Genomic DNA, 16602 nt, shown 5'->3' on the forward strand with positions numbered 1-16602 from the left:
GCGCGAAGGCACCGATGCGGGCAACGACGCGCGTGGCATGAACGAATTGCGCAACAGCAACCACACGACGCCGCCTCGCATTCACCGCTTGCGCGCCACACAGATGGCCGTGAGCCCGGCGACGCGGTTGAAACGGAATATCGGTAACTCGATCCGACAGATCGACTTGAGCAAGCCGTTGACGAACGGATGGTGACGACGCAATTGCGACGCCGGCTCGCTCGGCTGCCGACGCACCCGCTCGCCGAGCCGCAACGCTGCCGCAAGCGGAAACGTGAGACCGAAATAATAGGCGCCGTGCTCGACGTCGAGCCCCGAGCGGCGCACCACGTCCTCGAGACTGCCCAGCGTATATCGGCGTTTGTGCTCGAGAAAATCGTCGTGCCCGCTCCAGAGGAACTGGAACGCGGGAACCGTGATCAGAAAGCGGCTCCCCGAAGGCGCCCCCTTCACATACTGCGTGAGCAGACCGACATCGTCGTCGACATGCTCGAGCACATCCATCAGCAACACGAGATCGGCGTCGAATCGGTCGACAGATCGCCGAAAGTGGATGGGCTTGCCGGACGCTTCGCCGTCGGTATCGTCCGCATAGCTCGTATCGACACACCACGCCTCCGTCGCCTGCGTACGCTCCAGCAAGTGCTTCGAGAAGAAGCCCGAGCCTGCACCGACATCGAGTATCCGGTTTGCACCAGGCACCCCAAGGAACCGACGGATCGCACTCGCCTTCGACGCGTAGTACCAGTGATCGCCCACGCCCGCACCCAATACGTCGACTTCCTTGAGATCCATGACGTTTCCCCGTGATGGCTACTGTGCTTTGGTCGATACAGCCACTGATGTCGATCTTACCGCGCTGCCGCCGCCGATCCTACCTGTCGACAACGCGCAGCCGGCCCTGACAACCCGCATTCCGACCTAATCGAAAAGGACGATGGCCGGTTCGCCGCAAATCGTTACCGTGCGGTTACCCGGCGCGAGATCGATGCGCACGGGCGAACCGTCCGACTGCATGCCGATCGATCCGGCCCGGCTTTGCCGCGTCGCACGTGATACAGGAGGCAACCTCGGCCACCACCGCAGTCGCGACCCCTTGTAACCGTCTCCGATACAGGGCATTGAATGCATCAGAAACACGAAATTTCCCGTCGACAGTTTCTCCGGCTGGGCGCCGGTACGATAGGCGTGGCGCTGGGAAGCGCATCGCTTCTGTCGGCATGCGGAGGCGACTCGATTTCGGTCGCGCCGGTCACGACACCGCGGTTGAGTTCCGTATCGAATTTTCGCGACTCGGCCGGGCCGGACGGAACCGGCTACGTGACAACGAGCGGCGCCAAGATGAAAAAAGGCGTGATCTATCGTTCCTCCGCGCTCGCGTTGTCGGCCGCGGACATCGCCACCGTCGGCACGCTTGGCATCAGGCAGGTCTGCGACCTGCGCACGCCCGCCGAGATCAAGACGCAACCGGATGTGCCGCTGGCCGGGGCCACCTGGCAAAACCTCAACGTGCTCGGGGCGGCCAGCGTCGAGCCGCTCCCGACCACCGGCGCCACCGCGACGGCATTCATGTTGAGTATGTACCGCGCGTTCGTCACGTCGGACACCGCGCATGCCAGCTATCACGCGCTCTTCACCGGATTCGCCGGCTCAGGCGAAAACCTCGTGTTCCACTGCACGGCCGGCAAGGATCGCACGGGCTGGGCCACCGTGATCCTGCACACGATCCTCGGCGCGTCTGAACAAACGATACTCGCCGACTATCTGCTGACGAACGTCTACAGTGCATCGGCAATCGCGACTTCGGTCGCCCAGGCGCAGAAAGCCGGCGGGCAAAATGCGGCAGCCATGATGACCGCGCTGCAAGGCGCGCACACCGACTATCTGCAGGCGGCATTCGACCAAGTCACCGCATCGTACGGCTCGATGACGTCGTATATCGCGAACGGGCTGCAACTCGACCAGGCGACGCTGAACGCAATCCGGCGGCACATGCTGGTCTGACCGACCCGCGGCTGCTGCGTCGGGGCCGGATCGCAGCCCCGCTTCGACCGCCGCGGCCGCTGCCCGTCGCATCCGGCGAAACCCGCATCGGCCAAGGCTGCGGCGGATTTTCCCGGTCGCAGCGACATTCGCCGGCGACGGGCCGCGCAAACCAAACGACCGTTTGATCCGGCCGCCCAATCACCCTGAATCCATTGTCCCGCAGCCCGCCGGACGGCCCTACCCCGGCGCCCGTTGTTTGGTAACGCCGCTCTAGCGCGCTATGCCACACTGCACGGCATCGACGCTCGCGCCGTGCAGTGGCGCGCGCCGCCGTCGATCACGACAAGACATGGAGACAGACGATGCGGAATGCGGTCCGGCGCGGCCATCGCTTGCCTTTGGCAATTTTCGACTGGATTTCCGGCCCGCCACGCGCGGCCCGCCCCCTCTCGCCCACGACGTCCCGCATGTTCGGCTGCGGCGTGCTGGCGCTCGCGCTGCTGTGCGCCGGTTGCGCGGAATCCTCCGCGCAGCGTGACGGCAACACGTCGGTCGCGTCGACGAAGATCGAACGCACCAAGGCCGAACGCCTCGCCCGCGAGCAGCAGGTCGCACGCACCGTGCCGTCGCTCGCATCGATCAGCCTCACGCAACCGCGCCCGTTCACGCTGCGCGACTCCGGCCAGAACGGCGCGATGACGTTCCTGCGCGACGTCGATTTCCGCATCGTCAACAATCTCGGCTTCTTCATCCACCAGTTGTCGGCCACGCTCGTGCCGACGCAAGCGGGCGCGCCGATCGTGTTCGACGATCCGACCAGTTTCCAGATCGACGTGCATGAAGGCACGGTTACGCTCGACGACGCGAAACTCACCGCCCTCTTCAACACGTACATCTTCGGCTACCGCAACGCGCCCCTGCGCAAGCTCGCCGTGTCGGCCGGCGACGGCGTGATTCACCTGCAAGGCGAGATGCAGCGCGACGGCTGGGTGCCGTTCTCGCTGACCGGCACCCTCGCGATCCGTGACGGCAGCCAGCTCGTGTTCCATCCGACGGGCGTGCGCGTATCGGGCATCAACGCGCAGCCGGTGATGCGCGCGGCCAACGTGAAGATGGCCGACCTGCTGAAAGTCCAGACGCCGATCGCGCAACTCGCCGGCGACGATCTCGTGATGTCGGTCGACAAGCTGATGCCGCCGCCGCGCCTGAAGCTCACGATCACCGCGCTGCGCGTGACGCCGGCCGGGCTCGACCTGAAGCTCGACGACGGCACGCATGCCGGCTTCGCGATGCCCGCGAATGCGCCACAGCAAGCGATGTACATTCGCGGCGGCGACGTGAAGTTCATGCGCTCGATGCCGATGAACGCGGACATCCTGATCGGTCCGGTCGATTCCACGAAACGTGACCAGACTTTCGTGTTCGACCTGTATCACTATCGCGACCAGGTATCGGCCGGCTACTTCAATTTCGACGAAAGCGGCGCGATGGCGATCCGGATGCCGTCGTATGCGGGCCCGGCCAGCGGCGCGTTGCTCGGCAACGCGACCGCGCGCCTGAACGACAGCTTCCTCGCCGCGCAACAGAATGCGTTGCGCGACATACGCCAGCACTGGGAAGCCTACGCACTCGCGGCGAACCCCGCTCACCCCGGCATGCAGAAGGTCGCGATGCGGCACACGTCGACCACGCCGTTCAACGAACGGCACGTGTCGAACCGCAACCCGACGATCCATCTGCACAACGTCGACTTCAACCTGTCCGGGGATATCGGCTTTCACGTCGAGGACCTCGACGTCGAGCTCGTATCGAAGCGGCCCGGCGACCCCGTCGATCTCGACGATCCGAACCAGTACGACATCCGCATTCTCGGCGGCACCGTCGTCGAGTCGTGGAAGGCGATGTCGGCGCTCTTCAACAACTATCTGCTCGACTACTCACCGCGCTCGCTCAACGATCTGCAACTGAGCGCGGACGGCACGAACCTGCGCGTCGAGGGCGGCATCAAGCTGTGGAACCACGTGCCGGGCGTCTGGCTGCCGACCGACATGAAGGGCACGCTGTCCGTGCTCGACGACCGGCATCTCGCATTCACGCCGTCCCAGGTGTCGGTGCTCGGCATCCCGCAGGCGAAGCTGCTGCGTTCGCTCGGCATCGACCTCGCTTCGCTGACGCCGTTGCAGCGGCGCGGCGCGGAACTGCGCGGCGACACGCTCGTGCTCGACCAGTACACGGTGTTCCCGCCCCCCGTGCTGAACGGCAAGCTCGGACAGGCAACGGTCGAACGCGACGGGCTGCGCCTCACGTTCAGGCGCATGGCAGGCGCGCCCGCGCCGCAACGGCCGCAGATCGATGCACCGAGCTACATGTGGATGGAAGGCGGCGACATGAAGATGTTCAACGTGCTCGAACTGAACGTGCGTGCGCTGATCCGCAATTCCGCCGAGGCCGGCCCGATGCGTTTCGACCTGTACGGCTACCGCAACCAGGTCGCACAAGGCTCGGTGCGGATGCTGCCCGACGGTACGCTGGTCGTCGACATGGGGCAGAAGAACCCGCTGGCGTCACGCTGAAACGCACCCGGCACGCATGAAAAAAGCCCGGTGGCACGCTGCCAACCGGGCTTTTCATTTCATTCTTCGCGCTTCGCACTCAGTCGTGCTTCAGTCCGTCGAGCACGTCGAGCAGCGCCTGCCGCAATGCAATGACGTCGACGGTCGCGCCCGGCTTGCCCGCTGTACGAGCATCGGCGGCCTGCGCCTCCGGCTCGACGGGTGCTGCCGCAGCCCGCTCGCCGGCCGGCGAATCGAGCCGGTTGCGCGCACCGTTGATCGTGAATCCCTGCTCGTACAGCAACTCGCGAATCCGCCGGATCAGCAGCACTTCGTGGTGCTGGTAATACCGCCGATTGCCACGCCGCTTCACCGGCCGCAGCTGAGTGAATTCCTGTTCCCAATAACGCAGCACATGCGGCTTGACCCCGCACAGCTCGCTGACTTCACCGATCGTGAAGTAGCGCTTCGCGGGAATCGGAGGCAAGACGACTTTCTCAACCGTAGTGGTCATCGTCGGTTAACCGTCGGTAAAGGGTGCGCGGCGGCCGCGCGGAGACGTCAGCGCGCGGGGCTTACTCCGCGCCGTTTTCGACCAGCGCCTTCAGCTTCTGGCTCGCGTGGAAGGTTACCACCCGGCGGGCCGCGATCGGAATCGCCTCGCCCGTCTTCGGATTGCGGCCCGGGCGCTGCGGCTTGTCGCGCAACTGAAAATTGCCGAACCCCGACAGCTTGACGCTCTCGCCGTTTTCGAGCGCGTCACGGATCACCTCGAAAAACGCCTCGACCATGTCCTTCGCTTCACGCTTGTTCAGCCCGACGCTGTCGAACAGCAGCTCCGCCAGTTCCGCCTTCGTCAGCGTGGGCGTCTCGGTAGACGCCGGCGCCGAAGCGTCGCGGTTCATGGCGCTGCGTTGCGCCGTCAGGAGGGCTTCGAATTCACTCGAGGTCATGTCGTTCATATCTGCCATACAGCGCGTTAAATCAAAACTTACGATCGGAAAAGGCCGCCCGCGAGCGGGCGGACCTCCTCCTTAGCCGCGCAGGCGCGCACCGGCACGAGCCATCCGCTCGACCAGCGTCTGGATCGCCTGATCGACGACCTCGTCCTGTAGCGTGCCAGCCGCGTCCTGCAGCGTCACGCGGAAGGCAAGGCTCTTCTCGTGCGCGGCAAGACCACCGGAAGTGTTTGATTTTGCACGAAATTCGTCGAAGAGTACAACCTTCTGAACGAATCGGCAGGCCTCTTCGGCAAGCGCCTTCTTCATTTCGTCGAAAAGTGCCTGAACCTCGACCGCCTGATCGACGACAACGGCGATATCGCGACGAACCGGCGGGAATTTCGATACGTCGGTCGGCGCGGGCAACGCACGTGCAATCAGCGCGTCCGCGTCCACCTCGAACATCACCGGCGCGTGCGGCAGCTCGTACTTCTGCATCAGGCGCGGGTGCAGTTCGCCGATCCAGCCGACCGCACGGCCATCGACTTCGATGCGCGCGCTGCGGCCCGGATGGAGGGCCGGATGCTCCGCCTTCACGAAGCGTGCGGTTGCGGGCGCGAGCAGTGCCTCGAGATCGCCCTTCACGTCGAAGAAATCGACCGCGCGGGTTGCCGTGCCCCATTGCTCGTCGAGCGCCGGACCGTACGCAAGCGCACCGACGCGCTTCGGCTGCACGTAGCCCTCGACCGTCAGCTCGCCGGCCTTCGCCGCCGTATCGGTGAGGAACACGCGGCCGGCCTCGAACACGCGCACGCGATCCGCGCGGCGGTTCAGGTTGTGGCGCAGCACGGAAATCAGGCTGCCGAACAGCGTCGTGCGCATCACCGACAGCTGGCTCGCGATCGGGTTCAGCAGACGGATGGGTTGGTCGTTGCCTGCGAAATCCTGCTCCCACTCCGCATCGACGAAGCTGAAGTTGACGGTTTCCGCATAGTCGCGCGCGGCGAGCGCGTGACGGATGTCGTGGATCGAGCGCCGCGTCTCGTTGGTCGCGCGCATTTCGCTCGTCGCGACCGGCGGACGCGCCGGGATCTTTTCGAAGCCGTAGATGCGGGCCACTTCCTCGATCAGGTCTTCCTCGATCTCGATGTCGAAGCGATGCGACGGCGGCGTGACGAGGAATGCGTCGTCTTCACGCTCGAACGGCAGCCCGAGGCGCGTGAAGATGCTGGCGATCTCGTCGGCGCCGATCTGCACGCCGATGATGCGGTTCGCGCGCGACACGCGCATCTTCACCGGCGCGCGCTGCGGCAGGTTCACGGACTGATCGTCGACCGGGCCGGCCTTGCCGCCGCAGATCTCGAGAATCAGTTGCGTGATGCGCTCGACGTGCTCGACGGTCGTCGCGTAGTCGACGCCGCGCTCGAAGCGATGCGCCGCATCGGTCGAGAAGTTGTACTTGCGCGCGCGGCCGCGGATGCTGTCCGGCCACCAGAATGCGGCTTCCAGATAGATGTTGGTCGTATCGAGCGTGACGGCCGTGCTGTCACCGCCCATGATGCCGGCCAGGCTTTCGACCTGACGGTCGTCCGAAATCACGCCGACCGTTTCGTCGAGTTCGACCGTGTTGCCGTTGAGCAGCTTCAGCGATTCGCCGCGCTTGCCCCAGCGCACTTCGATGCCGCCGTGGATCTTGTCGAGATCGAACACGTGCGACGGGCGGCCGAGCTCGAACATCACGTAGTTCGAGATGTCGACGAGCGCCGACACGCTGCGCTGGCCGGAACGCTCGAGGCGCTCGACCATCCACTGCGGGGTCTTCGCATGCGCGTTCACGCCGCGGATCACGCGACCCGAGAAGCGGCCGCACAGATCGGGCGCGGCAATGCGCACCGGCAGCGTTTCGTCGAGTTCGACGCGCACCGGGCGGATGTCGACCGGCGTCAGTGGTGCGCCGGTGATCGCAGCCGTCTCGCGCGCGATGCCGAACACGGACAGGCAATCGGCCTTGTTCGGCGTCAGCTTGATTTCGAAGATCGTGTCGTCGAGATTGAGCGTCTCGCGGATGTCCTGGCCGACCGGCGTGTCTTCCGGCAGCACCATCAGGCCGCTGTGGTCCTCGGAAAGCTTCAGCTCGCGTGCCGAGCACAGCATCCCCTGGCTCTCCACGCCGCGCAGCTTCGACAGCTTGATCGCGAACGGCTTGCCGCCCTCTTCTGCCGGCGGCAGTTCCGCGCCGACCAGCGCGACCGGCACCTTGATGCCGGGCGCGACGTTCGGTGCGCCGCAGACGATATTCAGCGTCGCGCCGGTGCCGGCGTCGACCTGGCAGACATTGAGCTTGTCCGCATCCGGATGCTTGACGACTTCGAGCACGCGGCCGACGACGATCTTCGACGTCGGCGGCGCAGCCTTGCTCAGCGATTCGACTTCAAGCCCCGCCATCGTCAGCGCGTGCGACAGTTCGTCGGTCGTCAGCTGCGGGTCGACAAAGGTTCTCAACCAGGATTCAGGGAATTGCATGGATGTCTACGTTCGAAACAGGTTAGATCGACGCCCGGGCCCCTCGGAAATGTCCGTCGGGGCGTGCACGGGCACAGGTCGGCGCGGCGCGCGGCGTTACGCGAACTGGCGCAGGAAACGCAGGTCGTTCTCGAAGAACAGCCGGAGATCCTGGACGCCGTAGCGCAGCATCGTCAGGCGCTCGAGGCCGCTGCCGAACGCAAAGCCGATGTAGCGCTCGGGATCGAGGCCCATGTTGCGAATCACGGTCGGATGCACCTGCCCCGAACCGGAGATCTCGAGCCACTTGCCGGCGTTCTTGCCTTGCTCGAACATCATGTCGATCTCGGCCGACGGTTCCGTGAACGGGAAATACGACGGACGGAAGCGCACGAGAATGTCGTCGCGCTCGAAGAATTTTTTCAGGAAGTCGGTATAGACGCCCTTGAGGTCGGCGAAGCTGATGTTTTCGTCGATCCACAGCCCCTCGACCTGATTGAACATCGGCGAGTGGGTCGCATCGCTGTCGACGCGATACGTGCGGCCCGGCGCGATCACCTTGATCGGCGGACGGTTCATGCGCGCGTAACGCACCTGCATCGGGCTCGTGTGCGTGCGCAGCAGCAGCTGGCGGCCGTCGGCATCCTTGCCTTCGACGTAGAAGGTGTCCTGCATCGAACGCGCCGGATGGTTCTCCGGGCTGTTCAGCGACGTGAAGTTGTACCAGTCGGTCTCGATTTCGGGGCCGTCGGCCACATCGAAACCGATCGAGCCGAAAATCTGTTCGACACGCTCCCACGTGCGCATCACGGGGTGCAGGCTGCCTGCACCGGCGCCGCGGCCCGGCAACGTCACGTCGATCGCTTCGGCAGTGAGGCGCTGATTCAGTAGCGCGTCGGCCAGTGCCTGGCGACGGGCGGTCAGCGCGGCTTCAACCTGCTGCTTCGCGACGTTGATGCGTGCGCCTTCGGTCTTGCGTGCTTCGGGATCGAGCTTGCCGAGGCCCTTCAGCAACTCGGTCAGCGCACCCGACTTGCCGAGAAATCGTGCTTTCTCGTTTTCGAGCGTGGTGATGTCGGCAGCCTGTTCGAAGGACTGCTGCGCGTCGGCGACAATCTGGTCCAGATCCATAGATCCCATCATTTCCAACGTCATTCGGTCTTGGTGAGCGAAATCGCCCACCAAACAAAAAAGGGGCTCGGAAGAGCCCCGTTTTCGCTGCAGCGGCCGAGACTACCGGAACCTCGCTGCAACTAACCACGCAGTGCTAATTTCGCAATTAGGCTGCAACGGCGGCTTTCACCTGCTTGACGATCGCAGCAAAAGCAGCCTTGTCGAACACCGCCATGTCGGCCAGAACCTTACGGTCGAGTTCGATCGACGCCTTCTTCAGGCCGTTGATGAACACGCTGTAGGTCATGTCGTGCTGGCGAACTGCCGCGTTGATACGCGTGATCCACAGTGCGCGGAACACACGCTTCTTGTTGCGGCGATCGCGGTACGCGTACTGACCAGCGCGCATCACCGCCTGCTTGGCGATGCGGTAGACGTTATTGCGGCGGCCGCGATAACCCTTGGCCAGGTTGATGATCTTCTTGTGGCGGGCCCGTGCGGTTACCCCACGTTTGACTCGAGGCATGTTTCTCTCCTTAGAGTATCAGTTAGGGGTTACGCGAACGGCAGCATCGCGCGGACGGAGTTCAGATCGGAATCATGAACTGCCGTTGCGCCGCGCAGGTGACGCTTGTTCTTCGTGGTTTTCTTGGTCAGGATGTGACGCTTGAAGGCTTGACCGCGCTTGACGGTACCGCCCGGACGCACCACGAAGCGCTTTGCAGCACTCTTCTTGGTCTTCATCTTAGGCATGACGAACAACTCCAGTTTATTAGATGGCGATGGGTGTGCGGTTGGCTTGCGCCCTTGACCCGCCCTTCGAAACCCAGTCCACTTGTGTACGGCAAACCGCTTGCGCAGCCGCCGTCATTGCTGGCGCGCCGCCCTGACCGGGCAACGCGCCGAACCTCTGCGAACCTGCGCGCGACGCGCGCGGGCCCGTTACTTCTTTTTCTTCGGCGAGAGCACCATGATCATCTGGCGCCCTTCCATCTTCGGCATCTGCTCGACCTGGCCGACTTCCTCGAGATCCGTGCGCAGACGCTCAAGCATCCGCATACCGATTTCCTGGTGAGCCATTTCGCGGCCGCGGAAACGCAACGTGATCTTCGTCTTGTCGCCTTCTTCGAGGAAGCGCACGAGATTGCGGAGCTTGACGTTGTAGTCACCGTCATCGGTACCCGGGCGGAACTTGACTTCCTTGACCTGGATGACCTTCTGCTTCAGCTTCGCTTCGTGCTGCTTCTTCGACTCCTGGTACTTGAACTTGCCGTAATCCATCAGACGGCAAACCGGGGGAACCGCTTGCGGCGCGATTTCCACCAGGTCAACATCCAGTTCTTCCGATTTACGGAAAGCATCAGCGAGTTTTACGATACCGAGCGGTTCGTTCTCGATCCCGACCAGGCGCACTTCCGGCGCAGTGATTTCACCGTTGATGCGGTGCGACGACTTATCAGTAGCGATGTTACGTTTCCTCTAAAAATTAAAAAAACGAGCCGCGCTGCCAGGGCGGTTACTTGAACGAGCGCAGGTCTTCCTGCAGACGCTCAACGAAGGCTTCGACCGGCATCACGCCAAGATCGACGCCGCCACGGGCACGCACGGCTACCGTTTGCGCATCACGCTCCTTGTCCCCCACGACGAGGAGATAAGGCACCTTTTCCAGCGTGTGCTCGCGTATTTTATAGCTAATCTTCTCATTGCGCAAATCGGCCGTCACTCTAACCCCTTGTTTTTGCAACGATTGGGCCAGAGATTGCGCATATTCGGCCTGACTTTCGGCGATATTGAGCACAACTGCCTGGAACGGCGCGAGCCAGGCCGGCATCGCACCAGCGTGGTGCTCGATCAAAATGCCGAGGAAACGCTCCATCGAACCGACGATCGCACGGTGCAGCATCACCGGACGGCGACGGCTGCTGTCATCCGCGACATACTCGGCGCCGAGGCGCTCCGGCAGCACCATGTCGAGCTGCAGCGTGCCGCACTGCCACGAACGGCCGAGCGCATCCTTGATGTGGTACTCGATCTTCGGACCGTAGAACGCGCCTTCACCCGGCAGCTCTTCCCACGTGAGGCCGCACGCCGTCAGCGCGTCGCGCAGGCCCTGCTCGGCGCGATCCCAGGTTTCGTCCGTACCCGCGCGCTGCTCCGGGCGCAGCGACAGCTTGATGTCGATGTGATCGAAACCGAAGTCCTTGTACACGCTCATCGCCAGCGTGTTGAACGCGATCGATTCCGAGATGAACTGGTCTTCCGTACAGAAGATGTGCGCATCGTCCTGCACGAAGCCGCGCACGCGCATCAGGCCGTGCAGCGCGCCCGACGCCTCGTTGCGGTGGCACGAACCGAATTCCGCGTAACGCAGCGGCAGGTCGCGGTACGAGCGCAGGCCGTGCTTGAACACCTGGACGTGACCCGGGCAGTTCATCGGCTTGATCGCGTAGTCGCGCTTCTCCGACTCCGTCGTGAACATGTTCTCGCGGTAGTTCTGCCAGTGACCCGACGCTTCCCACAGCGAGCGGTCCATGATCATCGGCGTCTTGATCTCGAGGTAGCCGGCTTCGTTCACGCGGCGGCGCATGTACTGCTCGACCTGCTGCCACAGCGCCCAGCCCTTCGGATGCCAGAACACCATGCCCGGCGACTCTTCCTGCATGTGGAACAGGTCGAGCTGCTTGCCGAGCTTGCGGTGGTCGCGCTTTTCCGCTTCCTCGAGCATGTGCAGGTACTGGTCCTGGTCTTCCTTCTTCGTCCAGGCCGTGCCGTAGATGCGCTGCAGCTGCTCGTTCTTCGAATCGCCGCGCCAGTACGCGCCGGCGACCTTCATCAGCTTGAAGACCTTCAGCTTGCCGGTGGACGGCACGTGCGGGCCGCGGCACAGATCGGTAAAGCCGCCGTGCGAATACAGCTTGATTTCGTCGCTTTGCGGAATCGACTCGATGATCTCGGCCTTGTACTTCTCGCCGATGCTGCGGAAGTAGCCCGCCGCTTCGTCACGCGACACGACTCGGCGCGTCACGGGCTCGTCCTTCTTCGCGAGCTCCTGCATGCGCTTTTCGATCTTTTCCAGATCTTCGGGCGTAAACGGGCGGTTATACGAGAAGTCGTAATAGAAACCGTTGTCGATCACCGGGCCGATCGTCACCTGCGCGTCCGGATACAGTTCCTTCACCGCGTACGCGAGCAAGTGCGCCGTCGAGTGACGGATGATGTCGAGGCCGTCGGCGTCCTTGTCGGTCACGATCGCGAGGGACGCGTCGCGGTCGATCACGGCCGACGTATCGACGAGCTCGCCATCGAGCTTGCCACCAAGCGCAGCCTTCGCAAGGCCGGGACCGATCGAGGCTGCAACCTCGGCAACTGTCACCGGATGCTCGTATTGTCGAACTGAGCCGTCAGGCAAGCGTATCGAAACCATAGCAATCTCCGTGATGCCGACAGTGGGCGGCAGACCAGGTACGCGATATAAAAATCACGCGGGAAAATTTCACGACAAAAAAAATGCGGCCCCGCTTTCGAGGGGCCGCATTCGATACTTCACTCAAACTGAAAGGGCGAAAGGGTTCCTCGACTAGCGTCGCTCCGAAAAAGTTTCGGTCAACGTTCGCGGTGCCATAACCGTATTCGCCTTGTTCGCGTTGAGTTATTTGCTGCATCGAACACCCGGCAAGCGGGCATTCTCAATTCGTTGGTAGGCTCGATTGGACTCGAACCAACGACCCCCACCATGTCAAGGTGGTGCTCTAACCAGCTGAGCTACGAGCCTAGTGAAGCTAAGATTATATGGAGCCCTTACCCGCTTGGCAAGTATTTTTATGCGGTCGCAGCAAAATAACGGTGTTCGAACCCCACATCAGGCCTTTCGCCCCGCCCGCACGACGCCCTGCACCTCGCCGAGCAGCGTGCACGCGCGCTGCACCTGCGCCGAATTCGACACCTCGACCGTGAACTGCATGAATGCCGCATTGCGGCGGCTCTGCGTCTTCACGCCCACGACGTTCATCTTCTCGCGCGCAAACACTTCGGAGATGTCGCGCAGCAACCCTTGCCGGTCGCTCGCCTCGATCATCAGGTCGACCGGATAGACGGACGCACCGCGCCCGCCGAGCACGTCGGCCGACCAGGTCGTCTGCAGCACGCGCTCCGGCGCGCGCTCGACCATCCGGCGGAACGTCGGGCAATCGGTGCGGTGGATCGACATCCCTTTGCCGCGCGTGACGAAACCGCTGATCGGATCGGGCGGCGCCGGACGGCAGCAGCGCGCGAGCTGGGTCAGCAGCGCGTCGACGCCCACGACCAGCACACCGGTCGACGCGCCATGCGCCACGCTCGCGCCGCTGCTGCGCTTCTCGAAATCGGCAGGCGCCTCGGGCGCCGGTTCGGGCGGCGGCGCATCGGACAGCGCGTGCTCGACATTGCGCAGGCTGAACTCTTCCTTGCCGACGACCGAGAACAACTCCTCGGGCGACTTGAAGCCGAGCTTCGCGGCGAGATTATCCAGGCTGACCGACGTCTTGCCCTCGCGTTGCAGCGTCTTTTCGACGAGCGCGCGGCCATGCGCGACGTTTTCTTCCTGCTCGATCGAGTTGAACCAGGCCCGCACTTTCTGACGCGCGCGCGGGCTCTTCAAATAGCCGAGCTGCAGGTTCAGCCAGTCGCGCGACGGCCCGCCCTCCTTCACCGCGACGATCTCGACCGTCTGGCCGTTTGCGAGCGGCGTATTGAGCGGCACCATCGCGCCGTCGACGCGGGCGCCACGGCAGCGATGACCCAGCTCGCTGTGCAGGTGATATGCGAAATCGACCGGCGTCGCGCCCTGCGGCAACGCGATCACGCGCGCCTGCGGCGTCAGTACGTAGATGTGATCGTCGTCGAGCGACGTCTCGCGCAATTGCGCCCACGCCTTGTCGCCGGACTTTTCCGCGCCGTCCTCGACGTCATCCTTCCACGCGAGCAGCTGGCGCAGCCATGCAATCTTCTCGTCGTACTTGTCGCTTGCCGAGAACTGGCCGCCGTAGCCGCGCGCGCCGGCTTCCTTGTAGCGCCAGTGGGCGGCGACGCCGTACTCGGCGAAACGGTGCATCTCCTGCGTGCGGATCTGCACTTCGAACGCACGGCCATCGTCGCCGATCACGACCGTGTGCAGCGACTTGTAGCCGTTCGGCTTCGGCCGCGAGATGTAGTCGTCGAATTCCTTCGGCACCGGCTGCCACAGGTGATGCACGATGCCGAGCACCGCGTAGCAATCCTTGATGTCCGGCACGATCACGCGAAACGCGCGCACGTCGTACAGCTCGGAGAAGTCGAGTTCCTTGCCGCGCATCTTGCGCCAGATGCTGTAGATATGCTTCGGCCGGCCGCTCACGTCGGCCTGGATGTGCGCATCCGCCAGCTCTTGCTGCAACCGGTCGATCGCCTGCGTGACGTACGCTTCGCGCTCGATGCGTTTCTCGTCGAGCAGCTTCGCGATCCGCTTGTAGGTGACGGGATCCTCGAAGCGGAACGCGAGATCCTCGAGCTCCCACTTCAACTGCCAGATGCCGAGACGGTTCGCGAGCGGCGCGTAGATCTCGAGCGTCTCGCGCGCGACGTCGGGCGGCGGGTCGATCTTCGCGGCCGCGTAGTAGCGCAGCGACTGCAAGCGCGACGCGAGCCGGATCAGCACGACGCGGATGTCCTGTGCGAACGCCAGCAGCATCTTGCGCAGCGCCTCGATCTGCGTGCGCCGCTCTTCGGCCGCATCGCGCCCGGCGTCGGCCCCCGCGTTCTGCGCGGCACGCAGGCTGACGGTACCGAGCCGCAACAGCTTGCGCACGTCGGACACGAGCCGCGCCACTTCGTCGCCGAAACGCTCGGTGAGTTCGCGCTCGGGGTCGCTCAGGTGCGGCGTCAGCACGAACAGCGCGGCCGCCTGCATCGCGGACGGATCGACATTCAGCGTGCGCATGATCGACGCCGTGCCCGCCGAGTGATCCGCAAGCAGTTCGCCCGACGACAGGCGCACGTCGCCGGCCCGCTCGCGCACGAACGCGAGCACGTCATCGAACGACGGCGCCGCGACGGGGGAGGCGGAAACGGACTCGGTCATTGCTCGGCCTGGCGAAATGCGATCATCGTCGGGTGACGTTCAGTTCAGCTCCGCTGCGCGGCGACGACCACGATCTCGACGAGCAGCGCGGGATCCGCGAGCTTCGCCTCGACGGTGGCGCGCGGCGGCGTGTTGCCCTGCGCGACCCATGCATCCCACTCCGCATTCATGCCTTCGAAGTTCGCCAGATCCGAGATGTAGATCTGAACCGACAGCAGATGCGCCTTGTCGCTATTCGCTTCGGCGAGCAGGCGATCGATGTGGCCGAGCACTTCGCGCGTCTGGCCCCTGATGTCCTGCGTGGTGTCTTCGGCGATCTGGCCGGCCAGATACACGGTACCGTTGTGGATCGCGGTTTCGGAGAGACGGGCCCCGACGTGGTGACGAATGACTGCCATGGAATGTTCCGGTCGTGAGTGGATGGAGATTCGGGCGGCGGCACGGCCCGCGTGCCGTCGAACCGCATATTATGACGCGTTTATGCGCCGCCTTCGACGAAAAACCGCCGCGCGAGCGCAATCTGGCTTGCGTCGATGAACGCCGGCGCGTGGCCCGCCCCTGGAATCTCGGCATGGGTCACATGCCGGCCGCGACGCTCCATCTCGGCCACCGTCTCGCGCGACAGCAGGTCGGACGTCTCGCCTCGCACGACCAGCAACGATGCGTTCGTCGTCTCGATCGCGTGCCACAGCGCGGCCTCGCCGAGCGCCGCCAATTCGGGCGTCGTCGCCTTGAACGGTTCGGCGATGCGCGGATCGTAGCGAACCGTCCAGCCCCCTTCGGGCAGCTCGCGCAGCAGCGGCCCGTTGATCTCGCGCCATTCGTCGGCGGTCAGCGCCCCGAACGGCAGCGACAGCGACGTCAGATAGTCGATGCCCTCCTGCCGGGTCGCAAAGCGCGGCTGCACGCCGAGATATTCGCCGATGCGCGTGAGCGACTCGGGTTCGATGCGCGGGCCGACGTCGTTGACGATCATCCGGCGCAGCGGCGAACCCGGTAGCCCCGCGAACGCCATGCCGATCAACCCGCCCATCGACGTACCGAACCAGTCGACCGATTCGACGTCGAGCCGCGCGATCAGCGTCACCATGTCGGACACGTATTGCGGGATCGCATAGAGCCGCGGATCGGCGAGCCAATCCGACTGGCCGCGCCCGACGACATCGGGGCAGACGACGCGATACGTATCGGACAGCGCCGCGGCGAGCCGGTCGAAATCGCGCCCGGAACGGGTCAGGCCATGCATGCAGACCAGCACGCGCGGGTTGGCGGGATCGCCCCACTCGGTATAGGCGACGTGGTGAAGGCCGGCCGCGCTCGCACACTGCACGCGCCGCTGGCGAGGAACCTGGGAATTCGCTGGGGTCGTTGGCATCGTTGGCATCCTGTCGAACGGGGGGCGACGCGCAGGGCA

At 64.1% G+C, this 16602-nt stretch carries 14 protein-coding genes and 1 tRNA gene; 2 read left to right on the top strand and 13 right to left on the bottom strand.

What is annotated here, in order from left to right; genetic code table 11:
- Window positions 1-81 precede the first annotated feature (81 nt).
- The gene (locus tag CFB34_RS16525; protein WP_089439883.1) at window positions 82-795 is read right to left on the bottom strand and encodes a methyltransferase domain-containing protein; all 714 of its coding nucleotides are present in this window, start codon (window positions 793-795) and stop codon (window positions 82-84) included.
- A gap of 330 nt (window positions 796-1125) precedes the next feature.
- Here CFB34_RS16525 and CFB34_RS16530 point away from each other — a divergent pair, with 330 nt between their 5' ends.
- Both CFB34_RS16530 and CFB34_RS16535 read left to right on the top strand, forming a co-directional pair.
- Window positions 1126-2004, top strand: a complete 879-nt coding sequence (locus CFB34_RS16530) for a tyrosine-protein phosphatase (RefSeq protein WP_089439882.1) — start codon at window positions 1126-1128, stop codon at window positions 2002-2004.
- Window positions 2005-2348: 344 nt separating this feature from the next.
- Complete coding sequence (locus CFB34_RS16535; protein ID WP_089439881.1) at window positions 2349-4559, top strand: hypothetical protein; 2211 nt, start codon at window positions 2349-2351, stop codon at window positions 4557-4559.
- A 79-nt stretch (window positions 4560-4638) separates the two neighbouring features.
- Here the strand turns inward: CFB34_RS16535 and CFB34_RS16540 are convergent, their stop codons facing one another.
- The 12 genes from CFB34_RS16540 to CFB34_RS16595 form a co-directional block, all read right to left on the bottom strand.
- Complete coding sequence (locus CFB34_RS16540) at window positions 4639-5052, bottom strand: MerR family transcriptional regulator (RefSeq protein WP_089439880.1); 414 nt, start codon at window positions 5050-5052, stop codon at window positions 4639-4641.
- A 61-nt stretch (window positions 5053-5113) separates the two neighbouring features.
- On the bottom strand, window positions 5114-5500 hold the full coding sequence (locus tag CFB34_RS16545) for an integration host factor subunit alpha (RefSeq protein WP_006486093.1): 387 nt from the start codon (window positions 5498-5500) through the stop codon (window positions 5114-5116).
- A gap of 72 nt (window positions 5501-5572) precedes the next feature.
- Window positions 5573-8002, bottom strand: coding sequence for a phenylalanine--tRNA ligase subunit beta (pheT, locus tag CFB34_RS16550; RefSeq protein WP_089439879.1), 2430 nt, complete (start codon window positions 8000-8002; stop codon window positions 5573-5575).
- 96 nt (window positions 8003-8098) lie between these two features.
- Complete coding sequence (gene pheS / locus CFB34_RS16555) at window positions 8099-9112, bottom strand: phenylalanine--tRNA ligase subunit alpha (RefSeq protein WP_006486107.1); 1014 nt, start codon at window positions 9110-9112, stop codon at window positions 8099-8101.
- Window positions 9113-9260: 148 nt separating this feature from the next.
- Window positions 9261-9620 carry a 50S ribosomal protein L20 gene (rplT, locus tag CFB34_RS16560; protein WP_004192938.1) on the bottom strand — a complete coding sequence of 120 codons (360 nt, stop codon included), beginning with the start codon at window positions 9618-9620 and terminating at the stop codon, window positions 9261-9263.
- Between the two features lie 29 nt (window positions 9621-9649).
- Window positions 9650-9847: a 50S ribosomal protein L35 gene (gene rpmI, locus CFB34_RS16565; RefSeq protein WP_004191477.1), complete on the bottom strand. Its 198-nt coding sequence runs from the start codon at window positions 9845-9847 to the stop codon at window positions 9650-9652.
- Window positions 9848-10036: 189 nt separating this feature from the next.
- Window positions 10037-10561: a translation initiation factor IF-3 gene (infC, locus tag CFB34_RS16570; RefSeq protein WP_071734130.1), complete on the bottom strand. Its 525-nt coding sequence runs from the start codon at window positions 10559-10561 to the stop codon at window positions 10037-10039.
- Window positions 10562-10610: 49 nt separating this feature from the next.
- Entirely contained in the window at window positions 10611-12518 is a 1908-nt protein-coding gene (gene thrS / locus CFB34_RS16575; RefSeq protein ID WP_089439878.1) for a threonine--tRNA ligase, read from the bottom strand.
- A gap of 271 nt (window positions 12519-12789) precedes the next feature.
- A tRNA-Val gene (locus tag CFB34_RS16580) sits at window positions 12790-12866 on the bottom strand.
- A gap of 87 nt (window positions 12867-12953) precedes the next feature.
- Window positions 12954-15188, bottom strand: a complete 2235-nt coding sequence (locus tag CFB34_RS16585) for a bifunctional (p)ppGpp synthetase/guanosine-3',5'-bis(diphosphate) 3'-pyrophosphohydrolase (protein ID WP_089439877.1) — start codon at window positions 15186-15188, stop codon at window positions 12954-12956.
- Between the two features lie 44 nt (window positions 15189-15232).
- Entirely contained in the window at window positions 15233-15586 is a 354-nt protein-coding gene (locus CFB34_RS16590) for a RidA family protein (protein ID WP_027784253.1), read from the bottom strand.
- An 80-nt stretch (window positions 15587-15666) separates the two neighbouring features.
- A complete protein-coding gene (locus tag CFB34_RS16595; RefSeq protein ID WP_089439876.1) occupies window positions 15667-16563 on the bottom strand; it encodes an alpha/beta hydrolase in 897 nt (298 codons plus the stop codon).
- Between the last annotated feature and the right edge of the window lie 39 nt (window positions 16564-16602).

Source organism: Burkholderia sp. HI4860, assembly GCF_002223045.2.
GTDB lineage: Bacteria > Pseudomonadota > Gammaproteobacteria > Burkholderiales > Burkholderiaceae > Burkholderia.